The organism is Bittarella massiliensis (ex Durand et al. 2017) (assembly GCF_017566145.1).
GTDB lineage: Bacteria > Bacillota > Clostridia > Oscillospirales > Ruminococcaceae > Bittarella > Bittarella massiliensis_A.
Genome location: NZ_JABFCL010000002.1, coordinates 415,054 through 429,711 on the forward strand (window position 1 = coordinate 415,054; position 14,658 = coordinate 429,711).

The window sequence follows — 14,658 nt, forward strand, 5'->3', positions numbered from 1 at the left end:
ACCGATTTGGTGTAGTTTGTTCTGCGCTTTTCCCCTGAGAGGTTCGGCTGTTTGGGGCGCTGCTATGCGGTGCGGGTGCAAAAAAACGGGCCCGCCCGGAAGGGGCTGACCCGTTTTGTCAGTGTAGGGAACTAGTTTTCAAACCGGCCGCAGCACTTTTTGTACTTTTTGCCGCTGCCGCAGGGACAGGGATCGTTGCGGCCCACCTTCTTTTTGCGCACCGGCTCCTTGGCGGCCGAGCCGTCGCCGGACTGGTTGGTGGCGGGCTTCATTACCGCCTCGCGCTTGGGCTCCTCCTGGGTCTTGATCTGTACGGTGAGGAGCATCTTGACGGTGTCCTCCTTGATGGATTCAATCATGGCGTCGAACATGTCAAAGCCCTCGATCTTGTACTCCACCACCGGGTCTTTCTGGGCGTAGGAGCGCAGGTAGATGCCCTTTTTCAACTCGTCCATGGCGTCGATGTGGTCCATCCACTTGGTGTCCACCACCCGCAGCAGGACCACCCGCTCCAATTCCCGCATGATGGGGGAGCCGTACTTCTCTTCCTTCTCGAAGTAGAGGTTCTTGGCCTTTTCGATGAGCTGGGCGGCGACGTCTTCGGGAGACAGGTTTGCCAACTCCTCGGAGGTGTAGTCCAGGTCGCCCTCCCCGGTGATCCAGCCCAGGTAGTGGTCTTTGAGGCCTTTGAGGTTCCAGTCGGCCGGGTCGCTGTCGGCGGCCAGGTAGGTGGAGACCACGTCCTTGATCCCCTCCTCGAGCATGGTGAGGATGTACTGCTTGAGGTCCTCGCCGTTGAGGACCTTGTCCCGCTGGGCATAGATGATCTCGCGCTGCTTGTTCATCACGTCGTCGTACTGGAGGACGTTTTTGCGGATGCCGAAGTTGCGCCCCTCCACCTTGCGCTGGGCGCTCTCGATGGCGTTGGTCAACATCTTGGTCTCGATGGGCTGATCTTCCTCGAGGCCGAGGGAGTTCATCAGCGCCTGGACCCGCTCGCCGCCGAAGAGGCGCATCAGGTCGTCTTCCAGCGACATGTAGAAGATGGTCTCGCCCGGGTCGCCCTGGCGGCCGGCGCGGCCCCGCAGCTGGTTGTCGATGCGGCGGGACTCGTGGCGCTCGGTGCCGATGATGAAGAGCCCGCCAGCGGCCTTGACCTCTTCGGCCTCGGCGGCGATCTGCTCTTTGTACTTCTGCTCCAGTTCGGCAAAGGTCTTGCGGCACTCGATGATCTCTTCGTCGTCGGTGTCGGAATAGCCGGTGGCCTCCACCAGCAACTCCTCGTAGTAGCCCTTTTTGCGCATCTCGTCCTTGGCCATCATCTCGGCATTGCCGCCGAGGATGATGTCGGTGCCGCGGCCGGCCATGTTGGTGGCGATGGTGACGGCGCCCTTCTTGCCGGCCTGGGCCACGATCTGGGCCTCTTTTTCGTGGTACTTGGCGTTGAGGACCTGGTGGGGAACTCCCCGGTGTTTGAGCATTTTGCTGAGGAGCTCCGACTTTTCGATGGAGATGGTGCCCACCAGCACCGGTTGGCCCTTGGCGTGGCTCTCCACCACCTGGTCGATGACGGCATTGAATTTGGCCTGTTCGGTCTTGTAGACCTGGTCGTCGTGGTCCTTGCGGACATTGGGCTTGTTGGTGGGAATTTCGATGACATCCAGCTTGTAAATTTCGTTGAACTCGTTTTGCTCGGTCATGGCGGTACCGGTCATGCCCGAGAGCTTTTGGTAGAGGCGGAAGAAGTTCTGGAAGGTGATGGTGGCCAGGGTCTTGGACTCCCGCATCACCTTGACGCCCTCTTTGGCCTCGATGGCCTGGTGCAGCCCCTCGTTGAAGCGGCGGCCGATCATCAGACGGCCGGTGAACTCGTCGACGATGATGACCTCGCCGTCTTTCACCACGTAGTCCACGTCCCGCACCATGATGCCGTGGGCGCGGATGGCCTGGTTGATGTGGTGGGCGATGGTCATGTTGTCGGCGTCGTTGAGGTTTGCAAGGCCGAAATAGGCCTCGGCCTTTTTGATGCCGGCCTTGGTGAGGGTGGCGGTCTTGGCCTTCTCGTCGACGATGTAGTCGCCCTCCAGCTCGTCGTTGTCCTCCTTGGCGTTGAGCTCGGCCACCTTGGTGACCTTGAGGGTGCGGGCGAACTTGTCGGCGGTCTGGTAGAGGTCGGTGGACTTGTCGCCCTGGCCGGAGATGATGAGGGGGGTGCGGGCCTCGTCGATGAGGATGGAGTCCACCTCGTCGACGATGGCGAAGTTGAAGCCACGCTGCACCTTGTTCTCTTTGTAGATGACCATGTTGTCGCGCAGGTAGTCAAAGCCCAGTTCGTTGTTGGTGCCGTAGGTGATGTCGCAGTTGTAGGCCCGGCGGCGGGCCTCGTTGTCCATCCCGTTGACGATCAGCCCCACCGAGAGCCCGAGGAAGCGGTAAATTTTGCCCATCCACTCGCTGTCGCGCTTGGCCAGGTAGTCGTTGACGGTGACGATGTGCACCCCCTTGCCCGAGAGGGCGTTGAGGTAGGCGGGGAGGGTGGCCACCAGGGTTTTGCCCTCGCCGGTCTTCATCTCGGCGATGCGGCCCTGGTGCAGGACGATGCCGCCCACCACCTGCACCGGGAAATGGCGCATCCCCAGCACCCGGTCGCCCGCCTCGCGGCAGGCGGCGAAGGCGTCGGGGAGGATGTCGTCCAGGGTGGCGCCCTGGGCCAGCCGCTCCTTCAGCGCGACGGTGGTCTGGCGCAGTTCTTCATCGGTCTTTTTTCTGTACTCGTCCTCCAGCGCGTAGACCTGCTGCGCGATGGGGTCAATGCGCTTGAGCTCTTTTTTGCTGTAAGAGCCAAACAGCAAATCCTTTAATCCCATTTCATCACCTCAAAAGATACAGCCCAGACGTGGCGGGCCGCTTCACAATTCAACATTAAACAATAAACCAACCTATATTATAAAGGGCCGCGCCGGCAAAGTCAACGCGGCGGACCAGAAAAGGGGGCGGGAGGGGAGCGGCCTGTTGTGAATTTTTTGACACGCCCTTGCGAAACCGGGACAGGCATACTATAATGTATTGTAGATTGGACTGCGCGCAGGGCGCAGCTCCATCTGCGGTTTCTGTCCCCAAAAAACCGAAAGGAGTTTTGATATGAACTATTCTCATGAAGTCGAGAAAATGTGCGTCGTGGCCAAGGGCCCGCACCACGGTCCCGCTCCCATTCCCGAGGAGGGCAAGTGGGTAAAGGCCTACCAGATCCCCGACATCTCCGGCCTGACCCACGGCGTGGGCTGGTGCGCCCCCCAGCAGGGCACCTGCAAGCTGACCCTCAACGTGAAAGAGGGGATCATTCAGGAGGCTCTGGTGGAGACCATCGGCTGCTCGGGCATGACCCACTCCGCCGCCATGGCCGCCGAGATCCTGCCCGGCAAGACCATCCTCGAGGCGCTCAACACCGACCTGGTGTGCGACGCCATCAACGTGGCCATGAGAGAGCTGTTCCTGCAGATCGTCTACGGCCGCACCCAGACTGCCTTCTCGGAGGACGGGCTGCCGGTGGGCGCCGGGCTGGAAGACCTGGGCAAGGGCCTGCGCAGCCAGGTGGGCACCATGTACTCCACCGCCGCCAAGGGCGTTCGCTACCTGGAGATGGCCGAGGGCTACGTCCTCTCCACCGCCCTGGACGAAAACGATGAGGTCATCGGCTACAAGTTCTGCCGCCTGGGCAAGATGATGGAAGATATTCGCCGTGGAGCAGACCCCAAAGAGGCTTTCGAGAAAAACGTCGGCACCTACGGGCGCTACGACGGCGCGGCCAAGTACATCGACCCCCGCGAAGAGTAAGGGAATACGGACAGAAGGAGGTTTGCGAATATGGCACAATTTGAAGGTAAAGAGAGAAGAATGGCGAAGATCGACGCCTGCCTGGCCGAGTACGGCTTCAAGACCCTGGAGGAGGCCGACGAGCTCTGCAAGAGCAAGGGCATCGACGTGGGCGAGATCGTAAAGGGCGTGCAGCCCATCGCCTTTGACAACGCCGTGTGGGCCTATACCCTGGGCACCGCCATCGCCATCAAGAAGGGCATCAAAAAAGCCGCCGAGGCCGCCGAGGCCATCGGCGTTGGCCTGCAGGCGTTTTGCATCCCCGGCTCGGTCGCCGAGCAGCGGGATGTGGGCCAGGGCCACGGCAACCTGGGCGCCATGCTGCTGAGAGAGGAGACCGACTGCTTCTGCTTCCTGGCTGGGCACGAGTCCTTCGCCGCGGCCGAGGGCGCCATCGGCATTGCCCGCACCGCCAACAAGGCCCGCAAGAAACCCCTGCGGGTCATCCTCAACGGGCTGGGCAAAGACGCCGCCTACATCATCTCCCGCATCAACGGCTTCACCTATGTGGAGACCGAGTACGACTTTAAGACCGGCGATCTGAAGGTCGTGCGGGAGATCCCCTACTCCGAGGGCGAGCGGGCCGCCGTTCGCGTCTACGGCGCCAACGATGTCCTCGAGGGCGTTGCCATCATGAAATCGGAGAAGGTCGACGTCTCCATCACCGGCAACTCCACCAACCCCGCCCGCTTCCAGCACCTGGTGGCCGGCACCTACAAGAAGTGGGCCATCGAGAACGGCAAGAAGTACTTCTCCGTCGCCTCCGGCGGCGGCACCGGCCGCACCCTGCACCCGGACAACGTGGCCGCCGGCCCGGCCTCTTACGGCCTGACCGACTCCCTGGGCCGGATGCACGGCGACGCCCAGTTCGCCGGTTCCTCCTCTGTGCCGGCGCACGTGGAGATGATGGGTCTGATCGGCATGGGCAACAACCCCATGGTCGGCGCCACCGTTGCCTGCGCGGTTGCCGTGGAAGAGCACAACAACTAAGCGAGAGAGTTCATATCATTAAAAAGGCCCCCGGCTGGTAAAAGCCGGGGGCCTTTTTGCGGGTTGTACGGGGAAGGGTGATGGCCGTATCCGTCGACTGGGGGATGGCTGGCTATTTGACGATTTTGATCTTGCCGATGATGGGCAGCTCTTTGAAACGGCCTTTGACCGCGTTGACAATACCGATGATGGCCAAGATTGAGAGGGGGATACCCAGAAGGAAGATCAGCAGGGTGATGTACCAGGGGGTGGCCCGGTAGGGCACATAAGCGAAATAGTGGGTGGTCTTGATCAGTCCCAGCAAAAAGCTGACAATCATGTAGGCCACCTCTGCCAGGGCCAGGGTGATCCCCTGCTTGGCGTGGAAGCGGGCAAACTTGGATTGGGGGGCGGCAAACCAGGGGATGAGCACCAGGATGCCCAGGTAGGCCAGCACCGCCATAAACTTGTTGTTGGCAATGTCCTGTGCCTCGGAGACCGGAGCAGGAGCCGCCGGTTGATAGGGGGGGTGCCCCGGCGCCGTGTAGGGTTGGGCCGGGGGAGCCTGGGGCGGGATGGTTGGAGGTGGGGCAGTGGAAGCCGCCTGCTGGGGGGCTTGCTGGCCATCAGAGGCAATCGTGGCGCCGCAACTGGGGCAGAATTGGGTGTTGTCTGGCACCTGTGTGCCGCATTTTCCGCAAAAAGACATACGTAAATCCTCCTTTGGATGGGCAGGCCGGGCAGAACTGCCGCGGCCGGTGTGGAGAGGGGCTCGGCTACCAGCCAAGACCACCGCTCATATCGTAATAGTAGTACTGCTGCAGGGAGTCCATAAACCAGCCTCCCAGTGCTCGAAAGACAAAGAAGAGGATCACCGAGAGGATTAGGGCAATGAGGAAAAAGATCAAGTTGGCTCGGGCAAGATTTCGCTTGTTGAGGTTCTTGGTGCCGCCACAGGCGAAGATGATGCAGAGGATCCATCCAATGACCGGCAGGGCAAAGAGGAGGATGGTGCCGAAGTAGCTGCCGGTGCTCATCACCGCGTAGCGGCTTCCCCTGGGCGGGGCTTGGTCCGCCAGCGCGGGGTGGGGGGCCGGCGAGGGAAAGACCTGTGCTGCGGGCGGCTGTGGGACCGGAGCAGCCACTGGCTGCTGTACCGGCGGTGGAGCGGCGGTCTGTACCGGCGGGGGAGGGGGCATTGCCGGTGCAGTCACTGGGGGCGTCGCAGGGTTGGGGGCGATCGCCGGCTGTTCGGCGGCTGGGGGGGACTCAGCAGTAGCGACGGGAGTGCCGCAGGCGGTGCAAAACCGCATGCCCGGCGGGACCTCTTTGCCGCAAGTGGTGCAAAACGTCATGGGACATTCCTCCTTTTATGTCAGCTTTTCACCGCAGTGGCCACAGAAGAGCCGGCCCTGGGCGAGGGGGGCGCCGCAGCGGCCACAAAAACGGTGCGCAGGGACCGAATTAGTGGGTTGTCGGGTCTCCCGTATCTCCGGGGAGGCCGCGAACAGCCTTTCTAGCTGGCACCGCCAGCTGGCTGGGGTGCGGTGGATGACCCGGCCGGCGAATCGATGGCGCAGCTCCTCTAGAGGAGGGGTGCGCTGGACGGCCATCCGGCTCAGTTCATTTGGAGAGGCACTTAGTTCCTCGTTCGAGAGGGAGAATATCTCTCGCCGCAGGCCGGCTGCCTCCAATCCCCGGGCCAGAAGGGGGAGAAAGGACTTCCAGTTGCCTCCGGTGTGAAAGAGGTAGGTGGCGGTGTCCTCGCCGGGGATGGCGAACTCCACCACGGCCAGAGTGCGATTGGGGGAGGGAAAAATCGACCAGAGGATCCAGGGGCAGGAGGATGGTTCCCCTTCTTCCCCCGCCGGGGCGTCGTCGATGGGGGAGGGGGAAAAGCGTATCAGCTGGGGCAGTTCCGGGGGGGCAGGCAGGCTGGCTGCCAGAGGATTTGTTTCGACCGGGGGTGCCGGGAGGATACCCACCCATTCCTGCTGGCTCCCGCAGAGTTCGCACAGCAGAGGATAGGTCTCGGCCATCTTTCCCGTGGAGAGGAGTTGTTCTACCGCCTTGGCCAGAGAGGGGAGAACGGCGGCCACCTTCTTCAGGGGGGCGCTTACCCCCTTGGGCAACAGCTGGGCCGCCAGCACCCGCTGAGCGGGGCTGAGGCTGGGTTCAATCTCGCCCGCTTGGGTGGCACTCTCCTCCCGCAGGGCACAGAGGCAGTCGGCCAGCTGACGCTCCAGAGGATCCATGTCCCGCCCCAAGCCCAGCAGCGCATAGCGCTCACCGGTCTGTAGGACAAACACAATGGTGTGGGTCTCCCGCTTGCACTCGCAGAGGAAGCGAAGGGGGATGCGCCGTCCCTCTCGGCTGGGCGGGAGCAGGCAGAGACAGTCGGAAAAGAGTTGGATTTTGGCCCTGCCTCGGCACTGGTTCGCTCCCTCGCCATATGCATAGTGACCCTCGGTTTCAAACAGGGGGCCTCCCTCAACTCCCAGGGCCTGCAACACCCGGCGGTTATAGGCGTTCCAAAGAGCTTGGTAAAGCCACTGGGCAGACTGGCCCATCCGGGCGAGGGTGTGCGCTCCAGCGGCCACTTGGATTTCCAAGCCGCCCGCCAGAGGGGAGAAGGAGAGAATCTCCTCGTAGGGAAGGGCGCACTGGAAAAAGAGGCTGTCCAGTACCAGGGCGTCCTTTCCCACCAGAACCCGCCCCTCTCCGGACTGGTGAGGCAACTGCAAGAATGCCGAAAAGGCGGGTGGAGAAGACCGTTCGGTTGTCTGGGAGGTGGAGGAAGGAGAATGCTGGGTCACAGGTGGGTCACCTCCTTTGGGGCGAACAGGGGTTTAGAGCTTGCCGCCGCACTCGCCACAGAACTTGGTCCCTGGCGGATTTTGCGCTCCGCAGGACGGGCAGAGGCCCGGGCTGGCGGCAGAGGCGATTAGGGATGCGCCGCAGTTGTTGCAGAATTTAACGGTGAGGGCATTTTTGGCTCCGCAGGCCGGACAAACCTTCAGGTCCATCGACGCGCCGCAGTTGTTGCAGAACTTGCCGTTGCCGGCTGGTTTGCCGCAGACGGGGCAGATGGTGGTTTTGCTCTCAATCTCCCCCTGCCAGACGGTGGCGCTCTGCCCTGCTGCATCGATGTTGCGGCGCATGGCCTCAGCTCGGGCCTTGGCCACGTAGATCTCTTGGCGAGGGGCGCAGTTGGTGCAGAGCCCCTCGTCCTCGTTGAAGCAGGCGTCGCAGACGTACTGGTGGCAACTGTGGCAGCGGTGAAAGTGCTGCTGGGCCTCGTTTTGAGCCTGTTCAAAGGCCTGCTCGTGCTCCTTCTGCCACTCGGGGCTGCGGTCCTCAAACCGCTCGGAGAGGATGTTGCTGCCCCGCTCGGCGCTGTAGGCGAAGGAGCGGGCCTTGCCGCCGATGAGGTTGCCGATCAGGCTCACCCCCTGGCCGATCATCTTGGTCCCCTTTCTCTTTTTATAGGTGGTGGACTCGATGAAGCTGCTCTTGAAGCCGTCGCTGCAGATGTCGCAGTAAAAGGTGAACTGAAAGCCGGCTTCGGTGGAGTTGTCCTGGTAGTTGCGGGTGAAGGATTTGAGCATCAATGATCAACCTCTTTTCTACTTGCCGAGTTTGGCTTTGCATTTTTTGCCGCAGACGGTGCAGCGCTGGTTTTGAAAGAACTGCAGGGCGCCGCAGCGCTTGTTTTCACAGCGAACCATGAGGCTCTGTCCACACCGGTCGCACCGTTCCCCCACAAAGGTGGGCTCGCCACAGTGAGGACAGCTGACATAGAGGGGGCGTCCGCAGCCGGCGCAGAGGGGCTGGCCCGGCGCGATAGGGCGCAGGCAACTGGGGCAGAGGTAGCCAAAGGGGCTCTGGCTGCCGCAGGTGGGGCAGAAGCGGACATCCCGATCGATGAGGGTGCCGCAGTGGATGCAGGTTTGTTTGTAGCTGGCCATGGCGTTGCCTCCTTGTGATCCGGTTGACAAACAAAAGGCGCGGTTATTTGGCCTGGATGTTGAAATACCCGCCGCCGCTGTGCGCGATGGAGTGTGTGTCGTTGAATACCGTCCATGTATCGCCGGCTACAGAGTTCTCTTCAAATCCGCCGTCCAGCAGCGCTTGTCTCCAGGCGCCGATCTCGTCTTCAGAGGCATCGCCCTTGAAGGAGAGCCCCATGTTGCCGATCACCCCGGTGATGGTGTAATCAAACGCTGGCTCCGGCACACCGCCGGTGTAGGGGGTGTATTTCGCGTCGCTCCACCCGCCCCCTTGAGAGGGGGCCCCCGCAGGGGCCGACGGGCTTTTTTCCGCGCTCTGCTGGCTGTTCCCCGCCGACGCCTGGCTGCTGGGGGCATTGCCGGAGGGGGCGGGATCACCTTTGTCGCCGCAGGCAGCGAGGGCGATCATCACCGCAACCGCAAGCAACATCGCTGCAATCTTTTTCATGGCGCTCTCCTTCTCCTGAAATCCAAATTTTGAAAAAATGTGGTTTTGCGCGTCTCGCCTAAGATGGCTCAACCAGTATCCTTTTGACCTCAACGCACACCTTCATCCCGCTGTCATCGTTCCCCGCAACCCAGCTCCATACGTCTCCTTCTCCTCTCTCGGAGGGGTTGACGTCGAAACCCGCTTCCACCAATTTCTTCGTATAAACTCGCCGGTCCTCAAGGCTCACATTTTCAAATGTGACAATAAAGCTATATGGGTCGTCCCGTGCGATCTCACAATCCCAATCCGGTTCAGGAATGAGTGAGCCGTATCCCTCTGTGGGCCATCCGGCTGTTTTGCTGCCCGCATCACCACCCTGCTGGGATTTGCCAGGCTCTTTCTCACCGCAGGCGGTGAGGGAAAATAGCAGTGTGGCCGCCAACAACAGGGCAAAGGGCTTTTTCACGGCGATGTCCTCCTTGGTCACTCCGGTTGTCTTGCGCCGCACTCGCCGCAGAAGCGGGTGCCGGGGGTGAGTTCCACCCCACAGGAGACGCAGTGTTTTTTCGCAGAACCGCCCAGCTTGGCGCCGCACTCCTGGCAGAACTTCACGCCCTCTGGGTTTTCATGTCCGCAGGCCGGGCAGGTGCAGGCGGCCTTCTCCTCTTTTTCGGCCTGTTCCTTTGCCTGCTGCTCCTTTTTGGCGGCGTCCAGTTGCGCCTGAACAGAGTCGATGTTGCTCTGGATCAGCTTCAACTTGTCGGACTGGGGCCAGGCATCTGGATCCTGTGCATAGGCCTGTCGACCGATTTCCGTCAAAATTTCTGCCTCCTGTTTTTGCAGCCCGGACAGTTCGCCCTGCGCCGCCAGGAGTTTCCCTTCCGGGGTGTCCTTGGGCACCAGCCCGCTGTTGGCCAGCCCGCCGACCAGTCCGCCCAGCGCACCGCTGAGCCCTCCAAACAGATCGTTCGCCATTTCGAATATCCCCTTTCTCAATTCTCAATGTGGATTCAAATCGTTTTTCCGCACCTCTGGCAGAAGCGGTTGCCCGCTTTGTTGCCGCCACCGCAGTGTGGACAGATCTTTTCAGCGGGGGCAGCAGCCGGCGGCGGCCCTTGTCGGGGCGTGCATGCGGTGCACTGCATATCGTCCTCGTTGTAGTGTTCATCGCAGATCCATCGTCCACAGCGGTGGCACATGTTGAAATGCTGTCTGGCCTCCACCTGTCCCAGGGCCAGGGCTTCCTCTAAAGTGGGTGCAGAGACCCCGACAGTGTTGAAGGAGTGGTTGCAGAGGTCGCAGAAAAAGGTAAATTGGTAGCCGCCAGCGCTGTGGTGAACGGTGTATCGCTGGGTGAAGGCGGCGCTCATGGTTTTGGTTCCCCTTCTTCTCTGCTCCCCTCGAGGGCAGTGAGAAAGTTTAGAAACTGCTGCAGCTGTTGGGCGTCCATCCTCGTTAGGGCTTGGGCGATCTCCTGGCGCAGCGCGTCTGCCGTCTCCTCTGACATGACCTCATCGCCTCCTTCCGGCTTCTGTTCAATCGCCAAATGACAATTGACTTAGTTATATGAAATAGGCTACAATATCAAAAAGCCTATCGGTGAACGACGGGGAAGCTCCCACTGTTTACAGCCCCATTGTACGGGAAATGAGAGGGGCTGTAATCATCCTAGGGGTGATTTTTCAAAAAAACATCCCGTTATACGGCATTTTGACTGTGTGATAGATAAAGGAGGACAACGAGATGAAGAGATCGGCAATGGCTTGGGTGTGCGCACTGGGCATAGTCTTGGGGCTTTTCTGTGGGTGCAGCGACCGTGACCGCCCCTCCCCCAAAGATCCAGTTACCCTCACCATGTGGCACAATTACGGAGGGGAAATGCAAAAAACCATGGACGCCTTGATCGATGAGTTCAACAGCACAGAGGGAAAAGAGCAGGGAATCGTCATTAATGTGACGGCCATCTCCTCCAGTGCCGAGCTCAATGAGAGCCTGGAGATGATCGCCAACAGTGATCCAGGAGCACCGGCGATGCCGGACATTTGCACCGTTTACCCCAAGGTGGCCATTCGCTTTCAAGAGAAGGGGGCACTGGTAGACCTGCAGGAGTATTTCACCCAAGAGGAGTTGGAGAACTATCTCCCCGCCTTTATTGAGGAGGGGAAGTTAGAGGACGGAGGGCTTTACGTATTTCCCCTGGCCAAGTCCACCGAGATACTCTACCTAAATCAAACCCTCTTTGATCGGTTTGCCCAGGCCACTGGCGCATCTCAGGAGAAGTTGGCAACCTTTGAGGGGATTGCAGAGCTGTCTCAGAAATACTACCGGTGGACAGACGCACAGACTCCCGACACGCCGGGGGACGGCAAGGCCTTTTTCACTGCCGACTCCTGGTTCAACCTAGCCCAGGTGGGGATGGTGCAGCTGGGGGACAGCCTTCTGGAAGGGGAATCGCTGGATCTGGAGAGCGAGAAATACCGCCACATCTTTGAGACCCTCTGGGTGCCGGCGGTGGAGGGGGGGATCGCCCTCTACGACGGCTATTCTTCCGACCTGTCAAAGACGGGGGACCTGGTCTGCTCAACCGGCTCATCTGCAGGCATTCTCTTCTATGGCGACACCATCACCTACCCGGACAATCGGGTGGAGCAGGTGGAGTATAGTATCCTCCCCTTCCCAGTGTTTGCGGGGGGAGAGAAAGCCGCTATTCAGCGTGGCGGCGGACTGATGGTAGCAAAGAGCGAAACGCGCCGGGAATACGCCGCCGCAACGTTTGTCAAGTGGCTCACCGCCCCCCGGCAGAATATGCGCTTCATCGCCTCAACCGGCTACCTGCCGGTAACCAAACAGGCCTTTGAGACCGACATGGCCCGGCAGATCGACGAGGTGGAGGATGGCCGCGTCAAGAAGATGTTGGCGGCGGTGACGGGGATGTACGAAGAGTACCGTTTTTTTACTGCACCCACCTTTGCCGGTTTTGATGAACTGGGAAAAGACTACGAGAGGGACTTCAAGGCCCTGCTGCGCCGGCAGGGAGAGTCCGCCCGGAGCGGCACTGCGCCCACGGTGGAGGAGGCGTTGGCACAACTGAAGGACTGATGGGAAATTCCGGGGGAGAGGGGGAAGACAGGGTGGCAAAAAGGAAGCGGCAGGAGGGCCACAGCCCCAAGAGGGCGGGAACGCCCCTTCAGCGGAGACTGTTTGCCTTCTGCACCGGGATGTCGGGTTTTCTGGTGGTGCTGTTTGCCGTCCTGTTGTTGGCTTTCGGCATCAACGGCAGCGGACGGGAGGCAGCATACCACTTTGTGGGGGGAGAACTCTCCCACCTCGACAACGAGTTGTCAGCCGATTTGGGCAGGTTATCGGTGCAGGGCATCGCCCTTTCAGAGCAGCTCTCGGCCAACGCCGACAGCTTCTGGAGGCGGGCGGGAATGGCTGCTGGAGACTTGCAGAGTCAGCCGCAGCAACTGGAACCCCTTCTGGCCGCCCAAGTGCAGACGATGAAGGGGATGATCGGACAGGCCCGCTGTAGCGGCGTATTTCTCCTGTTGGACGCCACTGTCAACCCCGCTCTGGAGGGAGCGGAGAGTTCTCGGGCGGGACTGTTTTTGATCAAGACCCAACCCAGTGCAGTGGATGCGGTGGGTTCTAAGCTCCACTATCTGAGAGGCCCTGCAGAGATTGCACGGGAAAACGGGGTGGAGTTGCTTGGCCAGTGGCGGATGGAGTTCGACTTGTCAGAGGTAGACTGCTTTAAAGAGGTGATGAATCAGGCCCGTGAACAGCCGGAAACACCCCTTTCCCGCCTCTACCGATGGAGTGGTCGGGTGAGTCTCAAGGGCAACAGCGGGTCGGGGATTTTGTTGTGTGTCCCTCTGCGCAGCGAGGACGGAACGGTCTTTGGCGTCTGTGGGTTTGAGATGAGTGATCGCCTGTTCAAGCTGGATTACAGCCCCAACAGCGATGCGTACACCCAGGCCTTTGCCGCCATCGCCCCGGTGGAAGATGGGGTGTTTCATATTGAGCGGGGGATGATTGCTGGCAACTACTACCTCACTAGCATGCGGATGGAAAGGCCTCTCTCCATGGCTTTGGAGAGGGAGGGGTTCTTCTGCTACACCGACGGCAGCGACAGGTTTGGGGGGTTGCACAGCGAGTTAAAGCTCTACCCTGACGACTCCCCCTACGGGGAGCAAAAGTGGGCGCTGGCGGTGATGTTGCCGCAGACGGTATTGGCGCGAGCAGTCAAAGGGAACAGCAGCTATCTACTGCTGATCGTGCTGCTGCTGTTTGGGCTTAGCTTTGTGTCCTCTATCTTTATCAGCCGACGGTACCTCCGACCAGTGACAGAGGCGCTCAATCGCATCAAGAGCAGGGACTATGGGGTGACGGCCCCCACCCCCTATGTGGAGATCAACGACTTAATGGAATTTTTGGCCCAGCAGGAGGAAGCGCGGGGTCAAGAGGTGGCCGCCGGCCGCATAACCGGCGAGATGCCACCCCTCTTCGAACAGTTTTTGGGGAATGTAAAGACTCTCTCTAAGGCTGAGCGCAAGGTCTTTGACCTGTATATTGAAGGGTATCATGCCCAGGAGATCGCGGAGGAGTTGCACCTGTCTATCAACACCATCAAGACCCACAACCGGCGAATATTTGCCAAACTCAATGTGTCCACCCGAAAGGAACTGCTGGTCTACCTCGACATGATGCGGGAATTGGACATGATCGGGAAGGGGTGATTTTGTGAAGACAAATCTGTCAGAGCGGATGCGAACAGTGCTGCGGGAACAGGGCCTAAAGCAGGTGGAGTTGGCAGAACAGTTGGGGGTGAGCGCCAACTATATCTCCCTGCTGGTCAACGGCAAGAAGCAGAAGGTATCCCTCACCCTGGCCAAGCTGATCGAGTCCCTTTACGGTTACCCTGCCGAATGGATTATGGAGGGCGAAGGGGCAGGGAGGAGGGTGGAGTTGCTTCGCCAGCGCGTCCTCAACCGAGTGCTGGAGATGGGGGTGGAAGACCTGCTCCAACTGCGGGCATTTCTGGAAAAGGAGAAAGAGGGGCCGCACGGTTGAAAGGAAGACGTTTTCTTCTTTGCGGTCAGGGTTGCAATCATTCTGGGGCTGTGATAGACTTTGAAAAGAAAAAGAGAATCGTCCGGGAGTCCGCAAACGGGCTGAGAGGACACTGGCGAAAAGTTGTTACCGTGCCATCTGATGGTTTTGCCTTTTGGGCAAAATCGAGGTGTTTACACCTCGAAAATCAGATGGGGACACGATGGCGACTACTCGTCTCACGGAAGCAGGAGCTAAGGTGAGAAGCAGCGAAAAGTTGTTACCGTGCCATCTGATGGTTTTGCCTTTTGGGCAAAATCGAGG

At 60.1% G+C, this 14,658-nt stretch carries 16 protein-coding genes; 5 read left to right on the plus strand and 11 right to left on the minus strand.

Annotated elements, in window-relative coordinates; genetic code table 11:
- Positions 1 to 131: 131 nt before the first annotated feature.
- Positions 132 to 2,867 carry a preprotein translocase subunit SecA gene (gene secA / locus HJY11_RS04250; protein ID WP_208074742.1) on the minus strand — a complete coding sequence of 912 codons (2,736 nt, stop codon included), beginning with the start codon at positions 2,865 to 2,867 and terminating at the stop codon, positions 132 to 134.
- A gap of 274 nt (positions 2,868 to 3,141) precedes the next feature.
- On the opposite strand from secA, the gene HJY11_RS04255 reads away from it, so the two are divergent.
- Together HJY11_RS04255 and HJY11_RS04260 are read left to right on the plus strand one after the other, a co-directional pair.
- Entirely contained in the window at positions 3,142 to 3,834 is a 693-nt protein-coding gene (locus tag HJY11_RS04255) for an iron-sulfur cluster assembly scaffold protein (protein ID WP_208074743.1), read from the plus strand.
- A 30-nt stretch (positions 3,835 to 3,864) separates the two neighbouring features.
- Positions 3,865 to 4,863, plus strand: a complete 999-nt coding sequence (locus HJY11_RS04260) for a GGGtGRT protein (protein WP_208074744.1) — start codon at positions 3,865 to 3,867, stop codon at positions 4,861 to 4,863.
- A 112-nt stretch (positions 4,864 to 4,975) separates the two neighbouring features.
- Here HJY11_RS04260 and HJY11_RS04265 read toward each other — a convergent pair whose 3' ends face one another.
- From HJY11_RS04265 to HJY11_RS04310, 10 genes are all read right to left on the minus strand, one after another.
- Entirely contained in the window at positions 4,976 to 5,551 is a 576-nt protein-coding gene (locus HJY11_RS04265) for a zinc ribbon domain-containing protein (protein WP_208074745.1), read from the minus strand.
- Between the two features lie 67 nt (positions 5,552 to 5,618).
- A complete protein-coding gene (locus tag HJY11_RS04270; protein ID WP_208074746.1) occupies positions 5,619 to 6,197 on the minus strand; it encodes a zinc ribbon domain-containing protein in 579 nt (192 codons plus the stop codon).
- Between the two features lie 15 nt (positions 6,198 to 6,212).
- Positions 6,213 to 7,547: a zinc ribbon domain-containing protein gene (locus HJY11_RS04275; protein ID WP_208074747.1), complete on the minus strand. Its 1,335-nt coding sequence runs from the start codon at positions 7,545 to 7,547 to the stop codon at positions 6,213 to 6,215.
- Between the two features lie 144 nt (positions 7,548 to 7,691).
- A complete protein-coding gene (locus HJY11_RS04280; protein WP_243764196.1) occupies positions 7,692 to 8,450 on the minus strand; it encodes a zinc ribbon domain-containing protein in 759 nt (252 codons plus the stop codon).
- Positions 8,451 to 8,468: 18 nt separating this feature from the next.
- Complete coding sequence (locus HJY11_RS04285; RefSeq protein WP_208074749.1) at positions 8,469 to 8,810, minus strand: zinc ribbon domain-containing protein; 342 nt, start codon at positions 8,808 to 8,810, stop codon at positions 8,469 to 8,471.
- A 43-nt stretch (positions 8,811 to 8,853) separates the two neighbouring features.
- On the minus strand, positions 8,854 to 9,300 hold the full coding sequence (locus tag HJY11_RS04290) for an LptM family lipoprotein (RefSeq protein ID WP_208074750.1): 447 nt from the start codon (positions 9,298 to 9,300) through the stop codon (positions 8,854 to 8,856).
- A gap of 58 nt (positions 9,301 to 9,358) precedes the next feature.
- Positions 9,359 to 9,748: a hypothetical protein gene (locus HJY11_RS04295; RefSeq protein WP_208074751.1), complete on the minus strand. Its 390-nt coding sequence runs from the start codon at positions 9,746 to 9,748 to the stop codon at positions 9,359 to 9,361.
- Positions 9,749 to 9,765: 17 nt separating this feature from the next.
- On the minus strand, positions 9,766 to 10,257 hold the full coding sequence (locus HJY11_RS04300; RefSeq protein WP_208074752.1) for a zinc ribbon domain-containing protein: 492 nt from the start codon (positions 10,255 to 10,257) through the stop codon (positions 9,766 to 9,768).
- 35 nt (positions 10,258 to 10,292) lie between these two features.
- Positions 10,293 to 10,652, minus strand: a complete 360-nt coding sequence (locus HJY11_RS04305; protein ID WP_208074753.1) for a hypothetical protein — start codon at positions 10,650 to 10,652, stop codon at positions 10,293 to 10,295.
- Positions 10,649 to 10,789 (minus strand): hypothetical protein, encoded by a 141-nt coding sequence (locus HJY11_RS04310; RefSeq protein ID WP_208074754.1) that lies wholly within the window; start codon positions 10,787 to 10,789, stop codon positions 10,649 to 10,651. Before HJY11_RS04310 ends, HJY11_RS04305 begins: the two co-directional genes overlap by 4 nt.
- Before the next feature lie 371 nt (positions 10,790 to 11,160).
- Between HJY11_RS04310 and HJY11_RS04315 the strand changes: the two genes are divergently transcribed.
- From HJY11_RS04315 to HJY11_RS04325, 3 genes are read left to right on the plus strand one after another with little or no spacing between them, the layout of a single operon-like run.
- A complete protein-coding gene (locus tag HJY11_RS04315) occupies positions 11,161 to 12,381 on the plus strand; it encodes an extracellular solute-binding protein (protein ID WP_208074755.1) in 1,221 nt (406 codons plus the stop codon).
- Between the two features lie 32 nt (positions 12,382 to 12,413).
- Positions 12,414 to 14,021 (plus strand): helix-turn-helix transcriptional regulator, encoded by a 1,608-nt coding sequence (locus HJY11_RS15630; RefSeq protein WP_208074756.1) that lies wholly within the window; start codon positions 12,414 to 12,416, stop codon positions 14,019 to 14,021.
- A gap of 4 nt (positions 14,022 to 14,025) precedes the next feature.
- The gene (locus HJY11_RS04325) at positions 14,026 to 14,355 is read left to right on the plus strand and encodes a helix-turn-helix transcriptional regulator (RefSeq protein ID WP_368041536.1); all 330 of its coding nucleotides are present in this window, start codon (positions 14,026 to 14,028) and stop codon (positions 14,353 to 14,355) included.
- The last annotated feature ends 303 nt before the right edge of the window (positions 14,356 to 14,658 follow it).

Coding starts and splice junctions, on each gene's coding strand:
- secA (WP_208074742.1), bottom strand. CDS start 2,867: ATGGGATTAAAGGATTTGCTGTTTGGCTCTTACAGCAAAAAAGAGCTC.
- HJY11_RS04255 (WP_208074743.1), top strand. CDS start 3,142: ATGAACTATTCTCATGAAGTCGAGAAAATGTGCGTCGTGGCCAAGGGC.
- HJY11_RS04260 (WP_208074744.1), top strand. CDS start 3,865: ATGGCACAATTTGAAGGTAAAGAGAGAAGAATGGCGAAGATCGACGCC.
- HJY11_RS04265 (WP_208074745.1), bottom strand. CDS start 5,551: ATGTCTTTTTGCGGAAAATGCGGCACACAGGTGCCAGACAACACCCAA.
- HJY11_RS04270 (WP_208074746.1), bottom strand. CDS start 6,197: ATGACGTTTTGCACCACTTGCGGCAAAGAGGTCCCGCCGGGCATGCGG.
- HJY11_RS04280 (WP_243764196.1), bottom strand. CDS start 8,450: ATGCTCAAATCCTTCACCCGCAACTACCAGGACAACTCCACCGAAGCC.
- HJY11_RS04285 (WP_208074749.1), bottom strand. CDS start 8,810: ATGGCCAGCTACAAACAAACCTGCATCCACTGCGGCACCCTCATCGAT.
- HJY11_RS04290 (WP_208074750.1), bottom strand. CDS start 9,300: ATGAAAAAGATTGCAGCGATGTTGCTTGCGGTTGCGGTGATGATCGCC.
- HJY11_RS04300 (WP_208074752.1), bottom strand. CDS start 10,257: ATGGCGAACGATCTGTTTGGAGGGCTCAGCGGTGCGCTGGGCGGACTG.
- HJY11_RS04305 (WP_208074753.1), bottom strand. CDS start 10,652: ATGAGCGCCGCCTTCACCCAGCGATACACCGTTCACCACAGCGCTGGC.
- HJY11_RS04310 (WP_208074754.1), bottom strand. CDS start 10,789: ATGTCAGAGGAGACGGCAGACGCGCTGCGCCAGGAGATCGCCCAAGCC.
- HJY11_RS04315 (WP_208074755.1), top strand. CDS start 11,161: ATGCAAAAAACCATGGACGCCTTGATCGATGAGTTCAACAGCACAGAG.